This window comes from Streptomyces venezuelae, assembly GCF_008642375.1.
GTDB classification, from domain to species: Bacteria; Actinomycetota; Actinomycetes; order Streptomycetales; family Streptomycetaceae; genus Streptomyces; species Streptomyces venezuelae_G.
This window is the reverse complement of sequence record NZ_CP029194.1, coordinates 305,319-328,525: the sequence shown is the minus strand read 5'-3', so window position 1 is coordinate 328,525 and position 23,207 is coordinate 305,319. Positions and strand designations below refer to the sequence as shown.

Sequence of the window (23,207 nt, the reverse complement as noted above, 5' to 3'; positions counted from 1 at the left end):
GCCGGAGCGCTTCGGGCAGGGTCCGAGAAATGACGTCCCATCTCCACGCGCTCGGCATCGACGCGAACGACCCTCCCCTTCTCGCCCGTTTCTGGGCCGGCCTCCTGGGCTGGGAGGTGAGCGACGAGACCGGCGACGGCATCGTGCTCCTCCCCGTGGACGACACCGGGTTCCGGATCCGCTTCCTTCCGAGCCGGGCGAAGAAGACGGTCCAGAACCCCATGCACTTCGACCTGACCAGTACGTCGCTCGACGATCAGCGGGAGGTCGTGGCGAGGGTGCTCGCACTCGGCGGCCGGCACATCGACGTCGGCCAGACGTCGGAGGACGAGCACGTCGTGCTCGCCGACCCCGAAGGCAACGAGTTCTGCGTGATCGAGCCGGGCAACAACTTCCTGGCCGACTGCGGGTTCATCGGAGCGCTCGCGTGCGACGGTTCGCAGGCCGTCGGGTACTTCTGGAGCAAGGCGCTGGGCTGGCCCCTGGTCTGGGACCAGGACCAGGAGACCGCGATCCGCTCACCGCACGGCGGACCGAAGTTCACCTGGGGCGGTCCGCCCATGATGCCGAGGGACGGGCACCGGCTGCGGTTCGACCTCGCACCCCCGGCCGACGGTGACCAGCAGGCGGAGGTCGACCGGCTCGTCGAGCTCGGGGCGACGGTCGTCGACTCGCCCGCGGCCGGGACCGGTTGGGTGACGATGGCCGACCCCGACGGCAACGAGTTCCGCGTACTGACTCCCCGCTGAGACCGGCTCTCCGCCGCGCCGCCCGAGTCGACACCTCCTCGGGCGGCGCGCTTCGCTCAGGGCGCCCCGGCGAACTCGTCCTCCGTGTCTCCGAGTTCGTCCTGGACCCGCAGGGCCGCCACCCACAGCGGCATCATCCAGTGCGCGGCAAGCACGCCGACGAGGACGGGCGTCACGGCCGCACGCAGAGGCGCATCCGCCAGGGTGCTGTAGGCGCCCGCCCCGATCGCCGCGGCCACGAGCAGCCACAGGGTGATCCGGTGGGCCAGAGCCCGCACCCGGTCGCGCTCCACGAGCTGCCGCTCGTCGAGCATCCGGCCCCGGAGTTCGAGGAGTCCGCGGGTGGAGCCGTTCAGGACGCCGGTGAGCAGGACCCAGGGCAGCAGCGCGCCCGCGACCACGAGGGCCGGTCCCCAGTCGGGCCCGAAGACCGTGCCGATCCAGGCGCCCACCCCGATGACGGTGAGGGCGACATGGGCCGTGACGGCAAGCCGGCGCCGGGTCGTGGTGGCGTGGACCGCAGCCGCGCGGCGGTCGTTCATCAGCGCGTACATGTGCCGGTCGTAGCGCGTCGTGGTCATCACTGCTTCCTCCCGTAGACCTCGTCGGTGAGCGGCTGGAACGGCTCCAGGGAGAACAGCGCCTCCACCGGCAGCCCGAAGAACCGGGCCACCTTCAGGGCCAGGTCGAGGCTGGGGTTGTACTGGCCGCGCTCGATGTAGCCGATGGTCTGGTAGTGGACGCCCACTGCCTCGGCCAGTGCCTGTCGCGACACCTTCCGCTCGGCCCGTACGACTGCCAGCCTGTTGTGCACCTGCTCGCTCATGTATAAGAAGTACTACATCTGAGAGTAGGAGCGCAACACGAAGGAGGGGCGGGGACCGTGGCCCCCGCCCCTCCCGTGACGCTCCCTCACATCGCCGCCGCGGTCTCTCCCGTGAGCCGCTCCGTCAGGCGCACCGTCACGCGCTCAGCCCGGCGAGCCGCCGCCGGTCGAGCGGGGACGCACGCCGGTCCAGACGCTGTTCCAGCAGGTCCCGGGCCGTGTCGCTGTGCCCCGCCTCGACCAGGGCGTACAGCAGGGTCTCCTCGATGACCTCGCGCTGCGCCGCACTGCCGCCCACCCGGCGCAGCGAGGGCAGCAGCCCGCGCAGCTCCCGTACCGCCGTCGCCCATTCCTCCTCCAGCACGGCTTCCAGCGCGCCGCAGAGGGGGACGATGACCTCCCGCTGCACCGGGTCCGCGCCGGCCGCGTGCGTGCTCAGGCGGCGGAGCGCCGGGAGATCGCCCGCGGCGGTGAGCGCGACGGCGCTGTGCAGCGCCGTGAACGCCGTCGCGGGCCGCTCGACGAGCTCGCGGGCGACCGCGTCGAGCACCCCGTCGACGGGCACGCGACCGGTCCAGTTCCGGGACATCCGGGCCCGCCACAGCAGCGACCCGGAGTCGACCAGCGCCCGCACCCCGTTCACCTGACCCGGCGCCAGCTGCGCGAACCAGCGGCGGCGCACGGCGGCGGAGTCGTCGAGGGCCAGCTCGTGGAGCGCCACGTGCCAGGAGAAGTGCGCCCGGTGCACGGCGCCCCGCCCCTGGTTGCCGATCCAGCCATCGAGCCAGTCCCGGCCGGCGCCGTGGTCACCGGACTCGTAGTGGACATGAGCGAGGGCGTGCACGGCGTGGCCGGAGGCGGGTTCCTCGGCGAGCGCCGCCCGCGCGAGCTCCCCGGCCTCCGCGATCCGTCCCTGCTCCTGCCGGACGAAAGAGAGCAGCGAGGTGTGGAACCAGTGCCCTTCGTAGGCGGGCGCGGTCCGCTCCACCAGTCCGAGGGCTCGGCTCCCGTCGAGGTCGGCGATGCCGGAGAAGGCGATGGTCGGGACCGCGATCCCGAGCGCGAACGCGTCGCCGGGGTAGCGGGCGAGGTGGTCGAAGAGCGCCGTGTCGCCGTCACCCGCGCGCGCTCCGCGGCCCGCGCCGGCTCCCGGGGCCTCGTGCTCGGTGATGCGGCGCGTGACGACGTCGACGAACGACCGCTCCCGCTCGTCCCCCCGCTCCCGCACGCTGCGCTGGGCGTCCGCGAGCTCCCGGGCGACGTCCACGTCCGCCCCGCACTCGTGACCGAGCAGGGCGAGCGCGGCGTGCCCGAGCGCGAAGCCGGGATCCAGCTCGGTGGCCCGCGCGAACGCCTCGGCAGCCTTCGCCCGTACGGTGATCACCCGGCCGAGCCCGCTCCGGAAGGACGCCGCCGCGGCGGCGTGCGTGGACAGCGGCAGCCCGAACTGGTCGGTGGGGCGCCGGCGCACCGGTCGCGGAGCGCCCGTCAGCGGTGCGAGCACCGCCTCGGCGACCTCCTTCGCCTGGGCGCGGATCTCGGGGATCGCGGTCGTCTCCCACAGCTCGCCCCGGCGGGACGCCCCCAGGGTGAACAGCGGCCGCCCCGGGTGGCCGTCGGCGTCGAGCAGCCGTCCCTGGTCGGTGGAGACGCCGATGCCGAGCGGCCCGGGTACGGCGAGACCGTCGGCGAGCAGCCCGCTCCACAGCGGGTCGCCGCCGGCGTCGGCCCGCAGCCCCGGCCCCGTACAGTCCACGACCCAGCCCACGCGCAGCTCACGGCCGTCGGCGAGGGAGACGACGAGGCCCCCGTCCTGTCCGGGTGCCGCGGCGGCGACCCGGCCGGCGTGGATGCGGAGCCTGCGGGCGGCCCGGGCCCGGGCGACCGTCTCGGCCGTGGACGGCGCCATACGGTGCCGGTGCACGTTCCACGGGGTGGCGTCGCGCCCGAGGAACTCCGCCCGCTCGTCGTCGGTGAGGCCCTGCCAGAGCCGTACGATCTCCGGCCGCAGCCCGTCGAGCGCGGGCCGCCAGTCGCCGTGCACGCGCCGGGTGGCGGCGAAGTGCCGCGTCAGCTCCCGGCGGAGGCGGTGGAAGGGGAGCCCGGCGAGGCCCGGCGGCGGCGGGACGGCGGGCAGCGGGGCGACCGCGTGCGGCTGGGGGAGCAGCCCGCTCCGCGACACGGCGTGCACCGTACGGCCGGGACGGTCGAGGACGAGCGCGAGATCGACGGCGGTGAGACCCGTGCCGACGAGCAGCACGTCGTCCGCGTCGCCGACGGCGTCGAGCGCGCCGGGAGCCCACGGCCGTGAGACGAACCGCTCGGAGGCCACGAGCTCGGCCGGGGCCCAGCCCGCCCTGCCCGCCGCGGGCCCGGTGGCGAGGACGACGCTGTCCGCCGTCACCGTCCCGCCATCGGCCAGCCGCAGCTCAAGGCGCCCCCCGGCCGCGTCGGCGCACCCCGTCGCCCGGGTGCGCAGCCGCCGTACGGAGACCGTGCCGTGCGCGGCGATGACGGCGCGCCCGAGCGTGTCGGCGAGATACGAGCCGTAGCGGTACCGGGAGGCGAAGTCCGCCGCCGTGACGGTGGATTCGCCGTGCCGGCAGAGCCAGCGCCGGAAGTGTCCGGGGTCGTCCGGGTAGCAGCTCATGCCGCCGACGGGCACGTTGAGCCGGTGCTCGGGCACCGCGGTGGCGTACGCGACACCCCTGCCCGCCTCCGGCGCCGGGTCGACGAGGACCAGGTCGAGCGCGACGCGCCGCCGGGCCGCCGCCTCGCACAGCTGGACGGCGACGAGCGCACCGGCCGCGCCCGCGCCGACGACGGCGACGGTGGGCCGCGCTGACCGCCCGGACTCGGCGGGTTCCGGGGCTTCGGCTGACTCGGCCGACGCGACGGCCGACGACGACACGACAGGTACCACGGACACCACGGAGACCTCCGAAACCAGGGGGCGGGCACGAACGAGCAATGTTCACTATCTCGATGAACAAAGTGCAGTGGCAACGCCGCTTCCGGACAACAAGCCCGCGCCGCCAAGCCCGTTGGCGGATCGGTCGACGGGTCCGTCGACGAGCACGTAACGAACCGCCCAGGTCAGGAAGGAGCCAGTCGTGAGACATTGAGTCCGTGAGGATCTCTGCACGAACGGACTACGCCATCCGGGCCATGGCCGAGCTGGCCTGCTCCCCGGACCGCCCCCTCAAGGCCGAGGACATCGCCGGCCGCCAGGACATCCCCGTCCGCTTCCTCTTCGTCGTGCTCGGCGACCTGCGGCAGGCGCGACTGGCGCGGAGCGTGCGCGGCCCCGACGGCGGCTACACCCTCACCCGGCCGCCCGAGGAGATCACCCTCGCCGACGTGATCCGGGCGATGGACGGACCGATGGTCAGCGTGCGCGACCTGAAGCTGACCGGCCTGGAGTACCAGGGCGCGGCGGCGCCCATGCCGGACGTGTGGCGTGCCGTGCGGACGAGCCTGCGCCAGGTCCTGGAGGGCACGACCCTCGCGGATCTCGCGGCGGGCACACTGCCCGATCTCGTACGGGACCGGGCGCGCGACTACAACGACGACGTCCGCACGTACCCGTAGCGCCCCGCGCGTCCATGGCCGTTCGACGGGCCGCCCCCTACGCTCGGCCGGGTGACACCCTCCACCGAAACGCCTGAGCGCACCCCGTCCGCCGACGGCCGACCGCGCCGGCTCGTCGTCCTGCGGCACGCCAAGAGCGCCTGGCCGGAAGACGTCCCCGACCGGGACCGCCCCCTCGGCCCACGCGGTCTGCGCGACGCCCCGGCGGCCGGTCGCTTCCTGGCGGAGACCGGAGTGCTGCCCGACCTCGTCCTGTGCTCCCCGGCGCGGCGCGCCCGCCACACATGGGACCTGGCCGCGGCCGAGCTGGAGAGTCCTCCACCGGTCCGCCACGACCCCCGCCTGTACGGGGCGGACGCCGAGGATCTCCTCGACGTCCTCCACGGCGTGCCCGACGGGACCGGAACCCTGCTGCTCGTCGGACACAACCCCGGCCTCGAAGACCTCGTCCTGCTGCTCGCGGCCGACGGCGTGGGGGACGCCCTGGGCCGCGTACGGACCAAGTTCCCGACCTCCGCGACGGCCGTCCTGACCTGGCACGGCGGCTGGCCGGACCTGCACCCGGGCGGAGCGCTCCTGACCGAACTGGCGATCCCGCGCGGCCGGAAGACCCCGTGAGCCACCCTCGGATACGGGCGCACCGGGTCAGGTTCCGGCGAGGAGGCCGTGCCCGAGCGGCGTGAGGGTGTGAAGGACGGCGACGCCGGTCCGGGTGGTGTCGACGAGACCGGCCTCGCGCAGCACCCGGGTGTGCCGGCTCGCCGCCGGCAGCGAGATCCCGGCGCGTTCGGCCAGGGCGGTGGTCGTGGCCGGCGTACGGAGCAGCGCGAGCACGTGCGCGCGGGTGCGGCCGAGGAGCGCGGCCAGCGCTTCCGGCCCGCCGTGGGCCCCGGCCGCGAAGGCGCCGTCCGCGTCGGCGGTGCCGTCGGACCCGTCGTGCAGGGGGTAGACGAGCACGGTCGAGGCCCGGGGCCGGTACATCACCAGCGGGCCGGTCGCGAACCAGGAGGGCACGAGGAGCAGGCCGCGACCGCAGAGCGGGATGTCGTACGTCGACGCCGACGGCAGGTGGAGCGTCGGCGGCTGCCACCTCCAGGTCGGCGCCAGGGTGGTCAGCAAGGCGTCCACGCCTCCGCGCAGCAGCATTTCGGAGCGCAGCGCCCGATCGGTCAGGGCGTCGCCACGAATCCGTGGCCAGAGAGGTTCGACCGAGGTCCGGAAGTACCGGCGGGTGTCCTCGATCAGCATGCGGGTCGCGCTCGCGGAGCCCTGGGCGAGCTCCAGGGCCCACGGTCCGGGGCGCGTCAGGTGGCCGTTCCGGCCCGCCTCCCGGGGGATCCCGAGGTCGATCGCGAGCTGCTCCGCCGGCGTCGAGGCGGCCGCCTCCAGCGCGTCGGCGAATCCGTGCAGGGTCGGCTGGTGCAGGAAGTCGGGCATGAACCCGTCCTCGGTGACGAGTTCGGCGAGGACACCGGCCCGGGCACGCGCGGTCCCCCGCAGGGCCCGGTGCCATCGCCGGGCGGCGGGACGCGGCCGGTCCCACAACCCGCTGCCGCCCCCGCGCGCACCGTCCGCACGCAGGCGCAGGCTGAGCCGCAGACTCAGGGCGGTCTCGGAGAGCGCGTTGGCCGCCGGGGCGAGGGTGATCCGGCGCAGATCGTCGGCCGTGAAGTGAAGGCGGATCATGCGAACCGATTATCGGTGCGGAGGACCCTTTTACCCAGAGGGGAAAGGCGATGCGTCACCGTCGACTCCGGTGCACGCTCCCGGTGTCCACGCTGTCGACCCGACACCGAAAGGCCGTACCGATGCGCCGCGTCCCCGCTCGAAGAACCGCCCGCCCCGTCGCCCGCCGCACCGCGGTCCGCCTCACGACCGCCACGACCCTCCTGGCGATCCTCGCCGCCGTCCCCGGCCCGGCCTCCGCCCACGACCTGCCCGGGTCCTACGTCGTCTCCCGCGCACCCGGCGTGCTCCCGGAGGGCATCGCGATCACCCCGGACGGCACGATGTACGTCTCCTCCGACGGCACGGGCGCGCTCTACCGGGGCCACGTCCGTGCCCCCGAGATGAAGCCCTTCCCTGCGCGCGGCCTGGAGGACCGACCGAGTTCCCGGGGCGTCCACACCGACCGGCGCGGCCGTGTCCTCTCGGTGGGCGGCGCGACGCTGACCGTCCACGACAGGCACGGGCGCCTGATGGCCACCCGGACCGCCCCGGCCGGACCACTCGGCGCGCCCGACCTCAACGACCTGGCCGTGACGAAGGACGCGGTGTACGTGACCGACTGGGCCAACCCCGTCGTGCTCCGCGCGGAGATCCGGGGCGGTGCCGTCGGTCCGCTCGAACCCTGGCTCGACATCCGGTCCGCGTTCCCGCAGTTCCCGGCCAGGTACTGGCTGTTGAACGGCATCGTCGCGAACGATGCGGGGACCGCCCTGCTGGTCGCGTCCAACGGCACCGAGGCCGTCTGGCGGGTCGGCACGGCCGACCGGGACGTCAGCCGGCTCGACCTGGGCGCGGAGTCCTTCGGCGCCGACGGCATGGTGCTGCGCGGCCGGACCCTGTACGCCGTACTCAACTACGGAGCCCCGCACGGTGTGTACATCGCCCGGCTGGACGAGGAGCTGCGGTCGGGCACGGTGACCCATCGGCTCACCGACGGCCCGTTCGACCTGCCGACCACGCTCGCGCGGCACGGCTGCCGCCTGTACGTGGTGAACAGTCAGCTCGACGACCCGCCGGGCCGGCCCCCGTACACGGTGACCGCGATCACCGACCCGACGTGCGGTGACGCCGGCTGACCGAGGACGCCGGACGGGCGCCGGGTCGCCCGTCCGGCGGGCGGCCGGCCGTCCCGTGTGCGCTCCCTCGCCGGAGTGGTTCGAGAGGGCCAGTGGGCGCAGTACCGCGGTGCCCGCGGCCGGCCGGCGGGCTCCGGTCAGGAAGCTGTGCGCCGCTGCTGTCCGCACTTCCCGACCACGGAGGCCGTACGCCCATGAATGCTGCACACCCGAGATCCGCGCGGCGGCGCCGAAGGGCACGGGGGAGGGCCGCGGCCTCGTCGCTGCTCGCCACGGCGCTCGTCCTCGCGCTGCCCGGTGCGGCGTGGGCCGCGCCCGGGGACCTCGATCCGACGTTCGGCCAGGGCGGCCGGGTGATCACACCCTTCCCGGGCTACGCGGAGGGCCATGACATCGCGCGGCAGGCCGACGGCAAGCTGGTAATGGCGGGCCTGAGCGAGGGCGGGTTCGCGCTGGCGCGCTACCTGCCCGGCGGCGGCCTCGACCCCGAGTTCGGCACCGGCGGCCTCGTGACCAGCGACTTCGGTGGCGGCGCCCACTCGGCGAACGCGGTCGCGATCCAGCCCGCCGACGGGAAGATCGTCGTGGCCGGAACCACCGAGGTGTTCGGGGAGGAGGGCGGAGGCTGCTGCTTCTTCTCCGTGGCCCGCTACCTGCCCGACGGCACCCTGGACCCGGAGTTCGGCGACGGAGGCCTCGTACGGGTCGAGGAGTTCGGCGGATCCGCGGACGGCGCGGACGTGGCCGTGCGGAGCGACGGCCGGATCGTCGCCGCGGGCGAGGGCGGTGGCGGAGGGTTCGCACTGGTCCGCCTGGACACGGACGGAAACCTGGACCCGAGCCTGGGCGGTGACGGCGCGGTCGTCGCCGGGTTCACGCCCTCCTCGCCCCAGGAAGCCGGCGGCATCGCCCGGAGCATGGCCCTCCTCCCGGACGGCCGGGTCGTGTCGGTCGGCTACGTGGGCAACACCGCCTTCGACATCGGCGTCGTCCGCTACCTGCCCGACGGCAGCCTCGACACCGGATTCAGCGGCGACGGCACGGTCACCGCCGACTTCGGCGGCACCGAGTTCGGCCACGCGATCGCGGTCCAGTCCGACGGCAAGATCCTCGCCGCGGGCTCCGGCGGCGCGGGCTTCGCGCTCCTCCGCTACCACGCCGACGGCAGCCCCGACGCGGGCTTCGGCACCGGCGGCCGTACCTCGGTGGCCTTCCCCGGGGACGGCGGGATCGCGTACGGGATGGCCCTGCAGTCGAACGGCAAGATCGTCCTCGCCGGCCGGGCCGACGACCCGAACAGCGCCGAGGCGAACGACTTCGGGATCGCCCGCTTCCACCCCAACGGCACGGTCGACACCGGCTTCGGCGGCGACGGATTCGTGGTCACCGGGTTCGGGGACTTCGACGAGGCCCGCGCGGTACTCGTCCAGCCGGACGGCAAGATCGTCGCGGCCGGGTACGGGGCGGGCTTCGCCTTCGCGCTCGCCCGCTACGAGGGAGGCGACGGTACGACGCCACCGCCGGCGCGCGCGGACCTGTCGGTGACGATCGGCCCCACGGCCGCCGTGAGCATCGGCGACCGCGTCTCGTACACGGTGACCGTCGCCAACAGGACGAGCTCCACCGCCACCGCGACCGGCATCACCCTGACGGACGCCTTCGCGGGCGCCGGCGTGACCCTGATCTCGGCCGCCCCCACCCAGGGCACATGCACGACGACCCCGACACAGGCGACCTGCGCCCTCGGCTCCCTCGCCCCGGGCGCGAGCACGACGCTCACGTTCACGGCGGAGCCCCGCTCCACCGGCACCCTCACGCACACCGCGACCGTCGCGGCCACCCCGTCGGACCCCATGACCTCCGACAACACGGCCACGGCGACCACGTCGGTGAACAACTCCCGCGGCTGCACGATCATCGGCACCAGCGGCCCGGACACCCTGACCGGCGGCTACTCCAACGACGTGATCTGCGGCCTCGGCGGCAACGACACCGTCCGCGCGAGCTACGGCCACGACACCGTCCACGGCGGCCACGGCAACGACAACCTCGACGGCTCCTTCGGCGACGACACGATGAACGGCGGCCCCGGCAACGACACGCTGACGGGCTCGTACGGCAACGACCGCCTCACGACCACCGACGGCGTCCCCGCCAACGACACCGCCAACGGCGGCCTCGGCACCGACACCTGCACCACCGACACGGGCGACACCCGCATCAGCTGCCCCTGACCCACGCCCCGGCGCCGTGGCACGCCCCCTCCTGTCAGGGCGTGCGACGGCGCCGGGCCCGCTTCACCTCGTCGTTGAGGGCCCAGGCATCGGCGACCGGCCCGAGGTGGCCGAGCTTGTCGGGGTTGGTCACGGAACGGATGGCCGTGATCTGACCGTCGACCACGTCCAGGGCCATGGTGTGCAGGATCCTTCCGTCCCGGTCGCGGAAGACGGCGCCGGGCTGGCCGTTGACCTCGTGCGGCGTGAGGGAGACGTCGACACGCAGCAGCAGGGGGAAGACGGAGGCCAGGAGCCGGGCCACGTTCTGCGCGCCGGCGACGGCCCTGGCGAGCGCCGGCGTCTTGCCGCCGCTGTCCCCGACGAGCTGCACATCGGCGGCGAGCAGGTCCTGCAGACCTTCGACGTCGCCGTTTTTCAGCGCGTCGAAGAACCGGGTCGCCAGCTCCTGCCGCTCCTTGCGGTCCGGAGCGAACCGGGGCCGCCCCGCTTCCATGTGCCGCCGCGCACGTACGAGCAGTTGCCGGCATGCCGCCTCGGAGCGTCCCACCGCCTCGGCGATGTCCTCGAAGGCGAAGCCGAACACCTCGCGCAGCAGGAACACGGCCCGTTCCAGCGGGCTGAGCCGTTCGAGGAGGAGCAGGGCCGCCATCGACACGGAGTCGGCGAGCTCCGCCGACCGTGCGGGGTCCTCGTACGGGTCGTTCAGCAGCGGTTCGGGGAACCACGGGCCCACGTACTCCTCCCGCCGCACGCGCGCGGAACGCAGCACGTCGATGGAGATCCGGGTCACCGTGGCGGACAGGAAGGCCTTGGCCGACGTCGGCCGGGTGCCCGATGCGTCGTACCGCAGCCAGCTCTCCTGGACCGCGTCCTCGGCCTCGCCGACGCTGCCCAGGATGCGGTAGGCGATGGAGAACAGCAGGGGCCGCAGCTCCTCGAACTCCTCGACCTTGCTCATGCGTGCTTCCTCTCCCCGTGACGTCCCGCGGCCCGGCCGGACTTCGGCGGCGCGGGCCCTTCCCATGATCATCCGAACCACACGGCGTCCGGAAGCGGTCAGTGGAGCATGCCGGGCTCGTAGCCGCCGGCGGGCTGGCGCGTGATGACGTTCAGCCGGTTCGCCAGGTTCATGAAGGCGATCAGGAGGACCAGGGCGTTGAGCTGCTCCTCGTCGTAGTGCAGCGCGGCACGCGCCCACACCTCGTCGTCCACGCCGCCGGCGGCGTCGGCGGTACGGGTCCCCTGCTCCGCGAGCTCCAGCGCGGCGCGCTCGGCCTCGGTGAACACGGTCGCCTCCCGCCACGCCGTCACCAGGTTGAGCCGCACCGCGGTCTCCCCGGCGGCGGTCGCCTCCTTGGTGTGCATGTCGATGCAGACCGCGCAGGCGTTGATCTGGCTGACGCGCAGCGACACCAGCTCCTGCGTCGCGGCCGGGAGCGAAGAGTCCCTGACGGCCTTGCCCGCCGCCATGAGGTGCTTGAAGGCCTTGCCGGTGACGGGGCCGGCGAAGAGGTCGAGTCGCGCGTCCACGATGTGCTCCTTTGCTGCGGTGGAAGGTGCCTGTACCCCCTGAGACGAGGCAGCCCGTCCTCCTGTGACACGACCGGATGTGACCTGCGTCTCGCGTGCCCGCGGACGCCCGGGCTCCCGCCCACCCTTGCCGAACCTATCGAGATTCGATAGATTTCCATCGCAACTCGATGGAAGGAGAGTCGGTCATGGGAAAGCTGACCGTGCGTGCGCTGCGCGCCGTGCTCTTGGTGGTGCTCGTCGGCACCGTGCTCGTACAGGCATTGATGGTGTGGGCGCTGGCCACCGACCCGGAGGACGGGTCGCTCCCGCTGACCCCGATGCGCGTGCTCACGATCCTCGGCCTGGTGACGGCCCAGGTCGCCGTGGTCTGCGTATGGCGACTGGTGGCCATGGTGCGCCGCGGAACCGTGTTCTCGCACGCGGCCTTCCGGTACGTGGACGGTGTGATCGGCGCGATCGTGGGCGCCGCCCTCGTGTGGTTCGCGGTCACGGCGATCAACGCTCCGGGCCAGCGGGAGGACCCGGGCGTCACCGTGATCATGGCCGGCATCGGCCTGGCCGTCCTGGGGGTCGCACTCGTCGTGCTCGTCCTGCGGATGCTGCTCGTCCAGGCCGTCGCCCGTGACGTCGAAGCGGCGCGTATGCAGGCCGAGTTGGACGAGGTGATCTGATGCCGATCGCCGTCGACGTCGACGTGATGCTGGCCAGGCGGAAGATGTCCGTGGGTGAACTCGCGGACCGGGTGGGGATCACCCCCGCCAACCTCGCGGTCCTCAAGAACGGCCGCGCCAAGGCCGTACGCTTCGCGACGCTCGCCGCGCTCTGCGAGGTGCTCGAATGCCAGCCGGGCGACCTGCTGCGCTGGGAGCCCGAGGGTGCCGAGGGCGAATGACGAGCCCCCGGCGCGGGCGCGACCAGGCCGCGGCTTCACCCCCTTCCGGCTGCCGTGCCGACGCTCACGACCGCGGCGGCGCCGCGTCGGGAACCCCACCCGAACCGCCCCGTGGCGGCACGCCGCCCGGTTCCTCGTCCGGGTGGAGGGCGTCGAGGACGAGGGCGAGACCGAACGCGAACTCGTCGGCGTAGTCGTAGCCGGGTGCGAGGACGTGCTCGGTGGCCAACTCGGCGAGGTGGGGGTAGGTCTCGGCGGGCATGTCGTGCAGGATCGCGCCCGCGACCTCGTCGAGCTCGTCCGAACCGGTGAACGGCAGGCTGAGTTCCTGCAGGACGAAGCCGTACAGGTAGCTGTCCACGACTGAGACGGCGTGCGCGGTCATGCGTACGGAGAATCCCGCCGTGCGCAGCGCGCCGATGACGGCGTCGTGGTGGCGCAGCGTCGCCGGGCCGGGCCGCGAGCGGGAGTCCATGAGGCCGACGGCCCACCGATGGCGCAGGAGCGCGGCGCGGGCGGAGAACGCGCGGTCGCGCATGGCGCTCTTCCAGTCCGTGTCGTGCGACGGCAGCTCGATCTCGCCGAACACCGCGTCGACCATGCCGTCGAGGATGTCCTCCCGGCCTGCGACGTGGTGGTAGAGCGACATCGCCTCCACGCCCAGCGGCGCGGCGATCGCCCGCATGCTGAGCGCGGCCGAACCCTTCTCGTCCGCGACGGCCACGGCCGTGCGGACCACACGCTCACGGCTGAGAGGCGTCCGCCCCGCTCCGCCTCGCCCCTTGCCGCCGGCTCGCTCACCCATGCACCGCTCCTCCCCGTTCCCTTGACTGCCTTACGTCATAAGGCTAGCGTTCCTTACAGTGTAAGGTCGGCGTGCCGTGGAAGGGGCTGTGCCATGAAGGTCTGCATCGTCGGGGCTTCGGGGAAGCTGGGGCAGTACATGGTCCGCCACGCGCTGGAGCGCGGTTACGAGGTCGTCGGCGTGTGCCGGGAGGTCAGCGTGCCGAAACTCGCCGCTCTCGAAGGCCGGATGACCGTGATCCCCGGGCCCACCGACGACCCGGAGGTGATCGCGAGGGCGGTCGCCGGCTGCGACGGGGTGCTGACGGTGCTGGCGCCCTGGGGCGTGCGCCAGTACTCCTCGGGTACGGCCCAGGCGGTGCTCGACCATGCTCGGCCGGGCGCGCGCCTGATCTTCTCCTGCGGCTGGCACATCACGCGCGACGGCAAGGACACGTACTCACGGATGTTCACCACCGGCGTCAGGATCGCCGCCGTGCTGGGCAAGCTCGTCCGCGCGGTCGAGCTCGACGACCAGGTGGAGGCGTGCCGAAGGGTGTTCGCCAGCGCCACCCGCTGGACCGTGGTGCGCGGCAGCACCCTGGAGGAGGGTGAGAGCCAGGGCCTGCCCGTGTGGAGCCGCCACGTGGGCGACCCCGTGCTGGCGAGCAACCTCACGCGCCGGGTGGACTTCGCGCTGTTCATGGTGGAAGCCCTCACCGACGACACGCTCGTCCAGGAGGCCCCGGCGATCGTCGGCTGCCGCACCCCCAGCGCCCTGGCCCACTCCGCCGACCTCCGCGGGCGCGCCCAGGGGCCCACCGACTGACCGTCCGCAGTGCCGCCTACACCCGGCGGCCGCCCCGCGGCTCGCCCTTACTCCCGGCTGTGTTGAGCCGCGCCGCCTGGCGCGTGAGGTGGTCGCGTTCCGCGAGGTTCGACGCCTTCGGCGCGGCCGCGGCGTAGAGCCGGGCCGCGGTCGCCAGGTCGCCGTCGCGCTCGTGAAGGTAGGCTGCCACGGCGGTGTGACGGGGGAGCGAGTCGTCGAGGGCGGCGAGCGCGGCGAGGCCGGCTCGCGGTCCGTCGGCCTCGCCGAGGGCGACCGCGCGGTTGAGGCGGGCGACGGGGCTGTCGGTGAGGCGGACGAGTTCGTCGTACCACTCGACGATCTGCACCCAGTCGGTCTCCTCGGCGGTCGGCGCGTCGGCGTGGAGCGCGGCGATGGCGGCCTGGGCCTGGAACTCGCCCAGCCGGTCGCGGGCGAGCGCCGCCTGCAGAATCGTGACGCCCTCGGCGATGGCGGCCGTGTCCCACCGGCCGCGATCCTGCTCGGCGAGGGGGACCAGAGCACCTTCGGGCGTGAGCCGCGAGGCGCGCCGGGCGTGGTGGAGGAGCATGAGGGCGAGCAGTCCTGCGGCTTCGGGGTGGTCGATCACGGCCGTGAGCTGCCGGGTGAGCCGGATGGCCTCGGCGGCGAGGTCGATGTCGCCGGAGTAGCCCTCGTTGAAGACCAGGTAGAGGACGCGCAGGACGGTGGCGACGTCGCCGGGCTGGTCGAACCGGACGCCGGAGACGGTGCGTTTGGCCCGGCTGATGCGCTGCGCCATGGTCGCCTCGGGGACGAGACACGCCTGGGCGATCTGGCGCGTGGTGAGCCCGCCGACCGCGCGCAGGGTGAGCGCGACCGCGGACGAGGGCGTCAGGGAGGGGTGGGCACACAGGAAGTAGAGCTGGAGCGTGTCGTCGGCCGCGTCGGCCGGGCCGGGCTGCGGTTCCTGGCCGAGGCGGTCCTCGCGGCGGCGGCGGGCGACGTCGGCCCGGGTCGCGTCGAGGAACTTTCGCCACGCCACCGTGACCAGCCAGCCCTTGGGGTCGCGGGGCGGGTCGTCCGGCCAGACGCGGACGGCTTCGGTGAGGGCGTCCTGCACCGCGTCCTCGGCCGCCGCGAAGTCGGCTCCGCGGCGGACGAGGACGGTGAGGACGCTCGGCGTGAGGGTGCGCAGCAGGGCGTCGTCCATGGGGGTGGTCACTCGGTGATGGTGGGCGGCGCGGTCAGGAACGGACGTACCTCCAGCCATTCGTGGATCGGCTTCCCGCCCGCTCCGGGGGCCGCCGACAGTTCTCCGGCCAGCTCGATGGCGCGCTCGTAGCTGTCGACGTCGATCACCATCCAGCCGGCGATCAGGTCCTTGGTCTCGGCGAACGGGCCGTCGGTGACGGGCGGGCGGCCCTTGCCGTCGTAGCGCACGAAGGTCCCTTCGGGCGCGAGCGCCTGGCCGTCGACGAACTCGCCGGTCTTCTCGAGCCGGGCCGCGAAGTCGTGCATGTACTGCACGTGGTCGGAGATCTCCTGCGGTGTCCACCGGTCCATGGGCACGTCGTTGGAGGGGGTAGGGGCGCCGCGGTAGTGCTTGAGCAGCAGGTACTTGGCCATGGTGTCTCTCCTCGGTCCGGTGCGGCCCATTGTGGCCGCCTCCACCACGGGGACGGAGCAGGCCGCGGGTTCTCGACACCACCGGCCGAACTTTTTACGGACCCGGGGAGGAGCCGCCCGCAGGCCGCCCTCCTCCTTGGTTCCTTCGAAGTGCCTGGGTGACTTCAAAGTGCGTTCTTCCGCGTTTCCCGGCGTCGCCCCATGATTCCCGTAGTGGGGAAAGAGGGCGCGGAACGTGGCTCTCACCATCACCGCAAGGGACTCCCCTTTCCGCCTGACCGGAATACGGGCGGCTCCCCGGAAATATCCGTTCGCTTACAAGGAGACAATTCAGTGTCCACATCGCCATTGCCTTCGGGCGCCGACACCGGACGCATGACAGGCCGCACATGGGGCGTGCTGTTCGTGCTCTGCGGTGCGATCTTCCTCGAAGGCATCGACGTGGCCATGCTCAACGTGGCCCTGCCCGCGATCCGCGAGGACCTGGAGATGTCCACGGGCATGCTCCAGTGGGTCATGAGCGCCTATGTGCTCGGCTACGGCGGGTTCATGCTGCTCGGCGGCCGGGCCGCCGACCTCTTCGGACGCCGCAGGATGTTCGTGTTCTGGCTCGTCGTCTTCCTGCTCTTCTCCGGCCTGGGCGGTTTCGCCACGGAGGGCTGGATGCTCATCGTCGCCCGCTTCGTGACGGGTGTGGCGGCCGCGTTCATGACTCCGGCGGGCCTGTCCATCATCACCACGAGCTTCGAGGAGGGGACGCAGCGCAACAAGGCCCTCCTGGTCTACTCCGGTACCGCAGCAGGCGGCTTCTCCATCGGTCTGGTCGTCGGCGGGCTGCTGGCCGCCGTGGACTGGCGCTGGGTGTTCTTCGCCCCCGTCATCCTCACGCTTCTCATCCTTGTCGCGGCGGTCGTCCTCATCCCGAAGTCCCCGCGCCCGGACCGTGCGGGGCAGAGCGTCGACCTGGCCGGCGCGCTCAGCGTCACCGGTGCCATCCTGCTCCTCGTCTTCGGCGTCGAGCGAGCCGCGCACGTCTCCGTGGCCTGGACGGCGGCCACCATCGGGGCGAGCCTCGCCCTGTTCCTCGTGTTCGTCGCGATCGAGCGCAGGTCGGCCTCGCCGCTGGTACGCCTGGGGATGTTCCGCAGCGGCTCACTGGTCCGCGCGAACCTGGCCGGCATGCTCTTCGCCGCGGGCTTCTTCGGCTTCCAGTTCATCGCGGTGCTCTACCTCCAGGAGCTGCGCGGCTGGTCGACCCTGCAGACCAGCTTCGCCCTCATCGTCATCGGCGTGGACGCGATCCTCTCTCCCACACTCACCCCGCGGCTCGTGGCCCGGTTCGGCAACGCCCGGGTGATCTTCGGAGGCCTGCTCCTCGCGGCCCTCTCCTACGCCCTGTTCCTGCCGATCGGCGCGGACTGGACGTACGGGGCGATGTTCCCGAGCCTCATCATCCTGGGCCTGGCCTTCTCCCTGGCCTACGGGCCGCTCACCATCCTGGCCACCGACGGCGTCGCGGAGGAGGAGCAGGGGGTCGCCGGCGGCCTGCTGTACACGTCCTTCCAGTTCGGTGCCGCCCTCGGCCTGTCCTTCGTCGCCGCCGTCAACATCGCGGCGACGGACGGTACGTCCCCGGCCGCCCTCCTCGACGGCTACCGAGCCGCCCTGGTCGTGCCGCTGGTCGCCGCCCTCGCCGCCGCCGTCATCAGCGCCTTCGGCCTGCGCGGCAGAGCAGCGGCGGGGGACGACGCCACCGGCCCCGTGCTCACCCAGGCTCCCGAGAAGAGTGAACCCGTCAGCGCGTCGCGCTGATCACCCTCCCGAAAGGAACCGACATGCCTGCCGCCACGGTGGAATCCTTCTCGGAAATCGAGGAGAAATTCTTCGCCTACATCCAGGACATCGTCTACGCCACCATGATCACGGTGGACAGGAAATCCCGTCCCAGAGCCCGTGTGCTTCTCCCCGTCTGGGAAATGGTCGACGGAAAGCCGGTCGGCTGGCTGGCGGTCTACAAGACACCCGTCAAGACGGCTCACCTGGCCCGCAACCCGCATACGACCTACTCGTACTGGAACCCCCGCCAGAACGCGGTGTTCATCGACAGCATCTCCACATGGGCCACGGGCCCGGAATCCCGGCAGCACGCATGGGACCTCTACCGCCAGGGGAGTCCCGCGGGCGTGGGCTACGACCCGATCGGCTACTGGCGCGGCGGCCCCGACGACCCCGGCTACCACGTGCTCCGCATCGATCCCTGGCGGGTGCAGGTGGTCCGTGGCTCGGACCTCAAGAGCCGCATCTGGACGGACGGGGACGGCCGCTGACCCCGCGGCCTGCACGGCGGAACGGGCCCCCTCCTGAGGGCGATACCGGTGCGGCGGAGCCGCCGGATCGAGCCGGAGTGAATCGGATCGAGCCGGATCGCGCCGGATCGGCCCGAGCGAGGGGGCCGGCGCCTGACTCCCGGATAAGATACCGCGCAAGCGGTCTATTTTGATGGTGCCGGAATCACGCGAGGCGAGGAGTGGCTGTGGCGCAGCAGGAGCGGGCGATCCGTACCCGGAGGGTCATCCTGGAGGCTGCGGCCGCGACATTCGACGAGCACGGCTACGAGTCGACGACCATCGCCGAGATCCTGGAACGGGCCGAAGTCACCAAGGGGGCCCTGTACTTCCACTTCCCCTCCAAGGGCGACCTGGCGCGCGGGGTCCTGGCCGCCGCCGTCCCCACCGGAGGTGTCCGTCCGCACGCCCTCAAACTGCAGGAACTGGCCGACGCCATGCTGCTCCTGGCCTACCGGCTTCCCCGGGAGCCGATGCTCAGCGCGGCCCTGCGGATGGCGGTCGACCCCCGGACGCGCCGCCGATTCGGCACCGCCTGGCCCGAATGGGCCGGGCTGATGGCCGACCTCCTCAGAGAGGCCAAGGCGCGGGGCGAGGTTCTCGCGCACACCGACGAGGAAGAGGTCGGCCGCATGATCGTGTCCACCTGGACCGGCGTCCGGGTGGTGACCGAAGGCCTCCCCGGCACGTACGACCTGCCGGGCGAGACGGCCCTGCTCCTCCGGCTCCTCCTGGCGGCCGTCGCGACCCCCGCCGTCCTGTCCCGCCTGGAGATCTCCGCCGCCCGTGCCGCCCACCTCTACGCCGGCACGCCCACCGGGCGTGCCGAGGCGGCCGGCTCCGTCCCTTGCGGCATCACCGCCTGACCGCCTCCGCCAGGCGCCGTGACGGGAGCCCGGGGACCGCGACCGTCATTTCAAACCGCTCATGCGGTTTGTTGTGCCGGGCTTTATCGACCAGGGACCACCAGCCCCGACTCGTAGGCGACGATGACCAGTTGGGCGCGGTCCCGCGCCGCCAGCTTTCCCATGATCCGGCTGACATGCGTCTTGGCGGTGAGCGGCGAGAGCCCCAGCGCTTCGGCGATCTCCGTGTTGTTCAGCCCCCGGCCCACCAGCGTCAGAACCTCGCGCTCGCGGTCCGACAGGCCCTCCGGCCCGCCCGTCGCCGGGGCCGGAGGGAGTGCCAGGGCCCGGGCGATGAGCAGGGACGTCGGCCCGGGCGACAACAGAGCCTCCCCGGCCGCCACCGTACGTATCGCGGCGAGGAGTTCGGCCGGACGGATGTCCTTGACCGCGAATCCCGAAGCGCCCGCCCGCAACGCCTCCATGACGTGCTCGTCCGTGTCGTACGTCGTCAGGACCAGCACCTTCACGCCGGCCAGGTCCTCATCGGCGGCGATCAACCGGGTCGCGCCGATGCCGTCGAGCTCGGGCATCCGGACGTCCATCACCACCACGTCGGCCCGCGCCGAACGGGCCAGCTCCACCGCCTCCTTGCCGTTGGCTGCCTGTCCCACGACCTCCATGTCCGGCGCCGACTCGACGAGCATCGCGAAGGACGCCCGTACGAGATGCTGGTCGTCCGCGAGCAGGACCCGGATCACACCCTCACCTCCCGCACCGCGAGCGGCAGTCGCGCCGACACCTCGAAACCCCCGCCTTCGCGCGGACCCGCGCTCAAGGTGCCACCGACGCTTCTGGCCCGCTCCCGCATCCCGAGAATCCCGTACCCGGCGCCACCTGCCGGCCCCGCAGCATGAAGACCCACACCGCCACCCCCATTGGTCACACGCACCGTCAACTCATCGTCCACCAGGGCGACATCGACCCGCACATCGGCTCCCCGGCCGCCCCCGTGCCGCACGGCGTTCGTCAGCGACTCCTGCACGATCCTGTACGCCGCCGCCCCGACCGCCGCGGGAACCTTCGCCGTCCCCGTCCTCACCGCCAGATCGGCGCCGGAGGTCCGGACGAGATCGGGCAAGGACGCCAGGTCGGGCAGCGGGCCCTCCGGGGCGGCCCGCAGCACGTCCAGGGTCGTACGGACTTCGGCGCGCGCGTCCCGGCAGGTCTCGGCGATCTCGTCGAGCGCCCGGGCGAGCGCCTCCCGGTCGAGCCGGTCCGGGTCGGCGACCAGCACGTGCGCGGCGACCGACGTCTGCACGCCGATGAGGGTGATGGAGTGGGCGAGGAGGTCGTGGAGGTCTCTGGCGATGCGCAGCCGTTCCTCGACGACCTTCTGCTCCGCCTCCCGCTCTGCCCGATCCATCACGCCGGCCACCAGCTGCCGGTAGAGCCGGATGCTCGCGCCGAAGACGAGCATCGCGATCACCCAGCCGGAGACTCTGAGCAGCTCCACCATCTCGTGCGGATTGACCAGGAGTTGGATCGTGAGCGTCACGGAGGTGACGGTGAGCCCCACCAGGACGGTCCGCCGCGGCCGGCCGGTGGACGCGACCGTGTACAGCGCGGTCATGGAGGCGGGTATCGGCGCCAGATGCATGTAGTCGAGCGCGTGGTACGGGGCGACGCAGGCCACCACGGCGAGGAGTACCGGCATGGGCGCCTTGCGCCGCCAGGCCAGCGGCACGTGCGCGGCGAGCAGCAGCGCCCAGCCGAGGAGGTCCGGGCGGCGGCCGTCGTCGACGGTGAGCGCGAGGACGGCCGCGAGCACCGCGAAGGCAGCGGCGGCCGTCGCGTCGCACCGCACCGGGTACGGAGCGGCCTGCGGGTCACGGGTGAAAGCCGCTGCGAAGTCCATGGTGTCCATCCTCCCGGAGGGCGGGGGCTCCTGACTGTCCGGGGGAGCCCCCACCCGCCCCTGATCAGACCCCTACGGGCAGTCGCTCGGATTCCGAACGGGCCGTTGACACGGGATTCTTGGCCAACGGACCCGGCCACCACACCCTGCGTCCGAGGAGCACGCTCGCACTGGTCACGAGATACGTACGGACCAGGAAGGTGTCGAGGAGGACACCGACCGCGATGACGAAGCCGAGCTCGGCCAGCTGGACCATCGGCATGTTGACCAGGACCGCGAAGGTGGCGGCGAGCACGAGTCCCGCCGAGGCGATGACCCCGCCGGTCGTGCGCAGCGCGGCGAGGGCGGCGGGCCCCGGTTCCAGACCGTTCAGGCATTCCTCGCGCATCCGGTGCATCAGGAAGATGCCGTAGTCGACGCCGAGGGCGACGAGGAAGACGAAGGAGAGCAGCGCCAGACCCGTATCGGTGCCCTCGAAGCCGAAGAGCCACTCGAAGACGAGACCGCCGATGCCGAGGGCCGCGCCCCAGACCGCGACGACCGCGGCGACCAGGATCAGCGGCGCGACGAGACTGCGCAGCAGCACGATGAGCACGATCAGCACCACGACGAGGACGAGCGGTACGACGATCCTCCGGTCCTCGGCACTCGTGTCGGCCATGTCGAGCTGCTCGGCGCTGGGCCCGCCCACGTACGCCCCGTCACCGAGCGTCGAACGCAGCTCCCTGATGGTCGCGGTCTCGCCCGCGGACTGCGGCGCGTGCGCCGCGACGACGGAGATCTCGCTCCAACCCCCGCCGCTGCGGCCGCGTTCGACCCGCGCGACGCCCTCGGTGGCCCGCGCACGCTCCAGCACCCCGCCGGAAGCGGCGTCCCGGGCGATGACCGTGATGGGCTGGGTGCCCATCTGCGGGTACGCGGCGGCCAGCGTCTTCATCGCGGCGACCGACTCCGGCGTGGAGCTGAAGGAGTCCTCCTGCTTGAGGTTCCCCGGCAGGTTCAGCACACCGAGGGCCAGGGCCGCGAGCGCGGCGGCACCGGCGAGCAGGACGGGCAGGGGGCGCCGGCCGGCGGAGGAGCCCATGGCGGCGAAGAGGGAACGGCGCGCGGCCTTCGGCTCGCTGCCGTACGCGGGGATCAGGGGCCAGAACACCCGCCGCCCCAGCACGACGAGGAGAGCCGGCAGCAGCGTCAGCATCGCGACGAGCGCGCACAGCACACCGACGGCGGCCGTGGGCCCCATGCCTCGGCTGCTGTTCATGTCGGCGGCCAGCAGACAGAGCATGCCCAGTGCCACGGTCCCCGAGGACGCGAGGACGGCGGGCCCGCAGCCGCGCAGGGCCGCGGTCATGGCGTCGTACGGGCGCGGGATCCGGCGCAGTTCCTCGCGGTAGCGGGACACCAGCAGCAGCGCGTAGTCGGTGCCCGCACCGAAGACGAGGATCGTCATCACCCCGGTGCTCTGGCCGGAGACGCTGATGTCGAAGCCCTGGTGCAGGGCGTAGGTGACGGCCATCGACAGGAAGTCGGCGACCCCGGCGACGACCAGCGGCACGAGCCAGAGGAACGGACTGCGGTAGATGACGATCAGAAGGACCGCGACGACGGCGACGGTCGTGTAGAGCAGCGGCCCGTCGAGCGACCCGTACACCTCACTCGCGTCCGTGGCCAGAGCACCGGGCCCGCCGACCTCGCCGCTCACCTTCTCGCGGACGTCGTGCACGAACGCGTCCCTGGCCACCTCGTCCGTACCGGGCTCCGTGCTGGACACCGCGTACAACAGGGTCGTCCCGTCCTCGGAAGGCACCGGACGCGGGGGCGAGGAGAGCGCATGCCCGGCGGCGACCTCCGCCACCTCCCGGGCGGCGGTCGCGCGGTCGGCGGCGGTCAGTCCGCCGTCCCGGTGGTAGACGAGGACGAGGTCGGTGGAGTCCCCGCCGGGCATCTGCTCGGTGATCTTCGCGACCTGGGTCGAGTCGGCGCTCGCCGGAAGGTAGTCGACAGCCCGGTCCCGCTGTACGTCACCGAGCCTGCCGGCGAGGGGCGCGGCGAGAGCGATCACGATCACCCACAGCGCCAGCACCCCCCAGCCGACGATTCTCTTGCGCCCTTCCATCGGGTATCTCCCTCCGCAGTTCCTCAGCAGGTCGATCCCAGACTCCCGCTCGGAGAAGGGCGATTCATCGCGCCGAAGGCCGAGGTGAGGACTACTGCCGGGGGCGGCACAAGCCACCGACTACTCCCTGGGAG

The 23,207-nt window shown here is 72.7% G+C and carries 23 protein-coding genes; 11 read left to right on the top strand and 12 right to left on the bottom strand.

Annotated features, from left to right (window positions below; all coding sequences use genetic code 11):
• Positions 1-29 precede the first annotated feature (29 nt).
• Positions 30-749: a VOC family protein gene (locus DEJ46_RS01535; protein WP_150263726.1), complete on the top strand. Its 720-nt coding sequence runs from the start codon at positions 30-32 to the stop codon at positions 747-749.
• Between the two features lie 56 nt (positions 750-805).
• On the opposite strand, the gene DEJ46_RS01530 is transcribed toward DEJ46_RS01535, so the two are convergent.
• From DEJ46_RS01530 to DEJ46_RS01520, 3 genes are all read right to left on the bottom strand, one after another.
• Positions 806-1,330 carry a hypothetical protein gene (locus DEJ46_RS01530; protein ID WP_150263724.1) on the bottom strand — a complete coding sequence of 175 codons (525 nt, stop codon included), beginning with the start codon at positions 1,328-1,330 and terminating at the stop codon, positions 806-808.
• Positions 1,330-1,575, bottom strand: coding sequence for a helix-turn-helix transcriptional regulator (locus tag DEJ46_RS01525; protein ID WP_055639523.1), 246 nt, complete (start codon positions 1,573-1,575; stop codon positions 1,330-1,332). Before DEJ46_RS01525 ends, DEJ46_RS01530 begins: the two co-directional genes overlap by 1 nt.
• A 136-nt stretch (positions 1,576-1,711) precedes the next feature.
• Positions 1,712-4,504 (bottom strand): FAD/NAD(P)-binding protein, encoded by a 2,793-nt coding sequence (locus DEJ46_RS01520; RefSeq protein ID WP_223834448.1) that lies wholly within the window; start codon positions 4,502-4,504, stop codon positions 1,712-1,714.
• Between the two features lie 200 nt (positions 4,505-4,704).
• Here DEJ46_RS01520 and DEJ46_RS01515 point away from each other — a divergent pair, with 200 nt between their 5' ends.
• Both DEJ46_RS01515 and DEJ46_RS01510 read left to right on the top strand, forming a co-directional pair.
• Positions 4,705-5,166, top strand: coding sequence for an RrF2 family transcriptional regulator (locus DEJ46_RS01515; RefSeq protein WP_150263722.1), 462 nt, complete (start codon positions 4,705-4,707; stop codon positions 5,164-5,166).
• A 51-nt stretch (positions 5,167-5,217) separates the two neighbouring features.
• Positions 5,218-5,784 (top strand): SixA phosphatase family protein, encoded by a 567-nt coding sequence (locus DEJ46_RS01510; protein ID WP_150263719.1) that lies wholly within the window; start codon positions 5,218-5,220, stop codon positions 5,782-5,784.
• Positions 5,785-5,811: 27 nt separating this feature from the next.
• Here the strand turns inward: DEJ46_RS01510 and DEJ46_RS01505 are convergent, their stop codons facing one another.
• On the bottom strand, positions 5,812-6,852 hold the full coding sequence (locus DEJ46_RS01505; protein WP_150263717.1) for an ArsR/SmtB family transcription factor: 1,041 nt from the start codon (positions 6,850-6,852) through the stop codon (positions 5,812-5,814).
• 122 nt (positions 6,853-6,974) lie between these two features.
• Here DEJ46_RS01505 and DEJ46_RS01500 point away from each other — a divergent pair, with 122 nt between their 5' ends.
• Positions 6,975-7,970, top strand: a complete 996-nt coding sequence (locus DEJ46_RS01500; RefSeq protein ID WP_223834447.1) for a hypothetical protein — start codon at positions 6,975-6,977, stop codon at positions 7,968-7,970.
• 194 nt (positions 7,971-8,164) lie between these two features.
• On the top strand, positions 8,165-10,204 hold the full coding sequence (locus tag DEJ46_RS01495; protein ID WP_150263715.1) for a DUF11 domain-containing protein: 2,040 nt from the start codon (positions 8,165-8,167) through the stop codon (positions 10,202-10,204).
• Between the two features lie 34 nt (positions 10,205-10,238).
• On the opposite strand, the gene DEJ46_RS01490 is transcribed toward DEJ46_RS01495, so the two are convergent.
• Together DEJ46_RS01490 and DEJ46_RS01485 are read right to left on the bottom strand one after the other, a co-directional pair.
• Positions 10,239-11,165, bottom strand: a complete 927-nt coding sequence (locus DEJ46_RS01490) for an RNA polymerase sigma-70 factor (protein ID WP_150263713.1) — start codon at positions 11,163-11,165, stop codon at positions 10,239-10,241.
• Between the two features lie 98 nt (positions 11,166-11,263).
• Positions 11,264-11,737 carry a carboxymuconolactone decarboxylase family protein gene (locus tag DEJ46_RS01485; RefSeq protein WP_150263711.1) on the bottom strand — a complete coding sequence of 158 codons (474 nt, stop codon included), beginning with the start codon at positions 11,735-11,737 and terminating at the stop codon, positions 11,264-11,266.
• Positions 11,738-11,925: 188 nt separating this feature from the next.
• Between DEJ46_RS01485 and DEJ46_RS01480 the strand changes: the two genes are divergently transcribed.
• Together DEJ46_RS01480 and DEJ46_RS01475 are read left to right on the top strand one after the other, a co-directional pair.
• Positions 11,926-12,411: a DUF2975 domain-containing protein gene (locus DEJ46_RS01480; RefSeq protein WP_150263709.1), complete on the top strand. Its 486-nt coding sequence runs from the start codon at positions 11,926-11,928 to the stop codon at positions 12,409-12,411.
• Positions 12,411-12,632 carry a helix-turn-helix domain-containing protein gene (locus DEJ46_RS01475; protein WP_150263707.1) on the top strand — a complete coding sequence of 74 codons (222 nt, stop codon included), beginning with the start codon at positions 12,411-12,413 and terminating at the stop codon, positions 12,630-12,632. The genes DEJ46_RS01480 and DEJ46_RS01475 overlap by 1 nt, the downstream gene beginning before the upstream one ends.
• 64 nt (positions 12,633-12,696) lie before the next feature.
• On the opposite strand, the gene DEJ46_RS01470 is transcribed toward DEJ46_RS01475, so the two are convergent.
• Positions 12,697-13,437 (bottom strand): TetR/AcrR family transcriptional regulator, encoded by a 741-nt coding sequence (locus DEJ46_RS01470; protein WP_190622379.1) that lies wholly within the window; start codon positions 13,435-13,437, stop codon positions 12,697-12,699.
• 93 nt (positions 13,438-13,530) lie between these two features.
• On the opposite strand from DEJ46_RS01470, the gene DEJ46_RS01465 reads away from it, so the two are divergent.
• The gene (locus DEJ46_RS01465; protein WP_150263705.1) at positions 13,531-14,244 is read left to right on the top strand and encodes an NAD(P)-dependent oxidoreductase; all 714 of its coding nucleotides are present in this window, start codon (positions 13,531-13,533) and stop codon (positions 14,242-14,244) included.
• A 16-nt stretch (positions 14,245-14,260) separates the two neighbouring features.
• Here DEJ46_RS01465 and DEJ46_RS01460 read toward each other — a convergent pair whose 3' ends face one another.
• Together DEJ46_RS01460 and DEJ46_RS01455 are read right to left on the bottom strand one after the other, a co-directional pair.
• Positions 14,261-15,433, bottom strand: a complete 1,173-nt coding sequence (locus DEJ46_RS01460) for an RNA polymerase sigma factor (protein ID WP_150273987.1) — start codon at positions 15,431-15,433, stop codon at positions 14,261-14,263.
• Positions 15,434-15,441: 8 nt separating this feature from the next.
• Positions 15,442-15,849, bottom strand: coding sequence for a YciI family protein (locus tag DEJ46_RS01455; protein ID WP_150263704.1), 408 nt, complete (start codon positions 15,847-15,849; stop codon positions 15,442-15,444).
• A gap of 375 nt (positions 15,850-16,224) precedes the next feature.
• Here DEJ46_RS01455 and DEJ46_RS01450 point away from each other — a divergent pair, with 375 nt between their 5' ends.
• The 3 genes from DEJ46_RS01450 to DEJ46_RS01440 all read left to right on the top strand — a co-directional run bounded on the left by DEJ46_RS01450 (position 16,225) and on the right by DEJ46_RS01440 (position 19,060).
• Positions 16,225-17,661, top strand: coding sequence for an MFS transporter (locus tag DEJ46_RS01450; RefSeq protein WP_150263702.1), 1,437 nt, complete (start codon positions 16,225-16,227; stop codon positions 17,659-17,661).
• Between the two features lie 23 nt (positions 17,662-17,684).
• Complete coding sequence (locus DEJ46_RS01445) at positions 17,685-18,176, top strand: pyridoxamine 5'-phosphate oxidase family protein (protein ID WP_150263700.1); 492 nt, start codon at positions 17,685-17,687, stop codon at positions 18,174-18,176.
• A gap of 206 nt (positions 18,177-18,382) precedes the next feature.
• Positions 18,383-19,060: a ScbR family autoregulator-binding transcription factor gene (locus DEJ46_RS01440; RefSeq protein ID WP_150263698.1), complete on the top strand. Its 678-nt coding sequence runs from the start codon at positions 18,383-18,385 to the stop codon at positions 19,058-19,060.
• Positions 19,061-19,143: 83 nt separating this feature from the next.
• On the opposite strand, the gene DEJ46_RS01435 is transcribed toward DEJ46_RS01440, so the two are convergent.
• The 3 genes from DEJ46_RS01435 to DEJ46_RS01425 form a co-directional block, all read right to left on the bottom strand.
• Positions 19,144-19,800: a response regulator gene (locus DEJ46_RS01435; protein ID WP_150263696.1), complete on the bottom strand. Its 657-nt coding sequence runs from the start codon at positions 19,798-19,800 to the stop codon at positions 19,144-19,146.
• Positions 19,797-20,957, bottom strand: a complete 1,161-nt coding sequence (locus DEJ46_RS01430; RefSeq protein WP_150263694.1) for a sensor histidine kinase — start codon at positions 20,955-20,957, stop codon at positions 19,797-19,799. The genes DEJ46_RS01435 and DEJ46_RS01430 overlap by 4 nt, the downstream gene beginning before the upstream one ends.
• Before the next feature lie 64 nt (positions 20,958-21,021).
• Complete coding sequence (locus DEJ46_RS01425) at positions 21,022-23,073, bottom strand: MMPL family transporter (RefSeq protein ID WP_150263692.1); 2,052 nt, start codon at positions 23,071-23,073, stop codon at positions 21,022-21,024.
• Between the last annotated feature and the right edge of the window lie 134 nt (positions 23,074-23,207).

Excerpts from the sequence above, each read along its gene's own strand:
- DEJ46_RS01475 (WP_150263707.1), top strand. The coding sequence starts at position 12,411 with ATGCCGATCGCCGTCGACGTCGACGTGATGCTGGCCAGGCGGAAGATG.
- DEJ46_RS01470 (WP_190622379.1), bottom strand. The coding sequence starts at position 13,437 with ATGGGTGAGCGAGCCGGCGGCAAGGGGCGAGGCGGAGCGGGGCGGACG.
- DEJ46_RS01450 (WP_150263702.1), top strand. The coding sequence starts at position 16,225 with ATGACAGGCCGCACATGGGGCGTGCTGTTCGTGCTCTGCGGTGCGATC.
- DEJ46_RS01480 (WP_150263709.1), top strand. The coding sequence starts at position 11,926 with ATGGGAAAGCTGACCGTGCGTGCGCTGCGCGCCGTGCTCTTGGTGGTG.
- DEJ46_RS01535 (WP_150263726.1), top strand. The coding sequence starts at position 30 with ATGACGTCCCATCTCCACGCGCTCGGCATCGACGCGAACGACCCTCCC.
- DEJ46_RS01455 (WP_150263704.1), bottom strand. The coding sequence starts at position 15,849 with ATGGCCAAGTACCTGCTGCTCAAGCACTACCGCGGCGCCCCTACCCCC.
- DEJ46_RS01460 (WP_150273987.1), bottom strand. The coding sequence starts at position 15,433 with ATGGACGACGCCCTGCTGCGCACCCTCACGCCGAGCGTCCTCACCGTC.
- DEJ46_RS01495 (WP_150263715.1), top strand. The coding sequence starts at position 8,165 with ATGAATGCTGCACACCCGAGATCCGCGCGGCGGCGCCGAAGGGCACGG.
- DEJ46_RS01465 (WP_150263705.1), top strand. The coding sequence starts at position 13,531 with ATGAAGGTCTGCATCGTCGGGGCTTCGGGGAAGCTGGGGCAGTACATG.
- DEJ46_RS01530 (WP_150263724.1), bottom strand. The coding sequence starts at position 1,330 with ATGACCACGACGCGCTACGACCGGCACATGTACGCGCTGATGAACGAC.
- DEJ46_RS01445 (WP_150263700.1), top strand. The coding sequence starts at position 17,685 with ATGCCTGCCGCCACGGTGGAATCCTTCTCGGAAATCGAGGAGAAATTC.
- DEJ46_RS01505 (WP_150263717.1), bottom strand. The coding sequence starts at position 6,852 with ATGATCCGCCTTCACTTCACGGCCGACGATCTGCGCCGGATCACCCTC.
- DEJ46_RS01525 (WP_055639523.1), bottom strand. The coding sequence starts at position 1,575 with ATGAGCGAGCAGGTGCACAACAGGCTGGCAGTCGTACGGGCCGAGCGG.
- DEJ46_RS01490 (WP_150263713.1), bottom strand. The coding sequence starts at position 11,165 with ATGAGCAAGGTCGAGGAGTTCGAGGAGCTGCGGCCCCTGCTGTTCTCC.
- DEJ46_RS01425 (WP_150263692.1), bottom strand. The coding sequence starts at position 23,073 with ATGGAAGGGCGCAAGAGAATCGTCGGCTGGGGGGTGCTGGCGCTGTGG.
- DEJ46_RS01500 (WP_223834447.1), top strand. The coding sequence starts at position 6,975 with ATGCGCCGCGTCCCCGCTCGAAGAACCGCCCGCCCCGTCGCCCGCCGC.
- DEJ46_RS01430 (WP_150263694.1), bottom strand. The coding sequence starts at position 20,957 with ATGGACTTCGCAGCGGCTTTCACCCGTGACCCGCAGGCCGCTCCGTAC.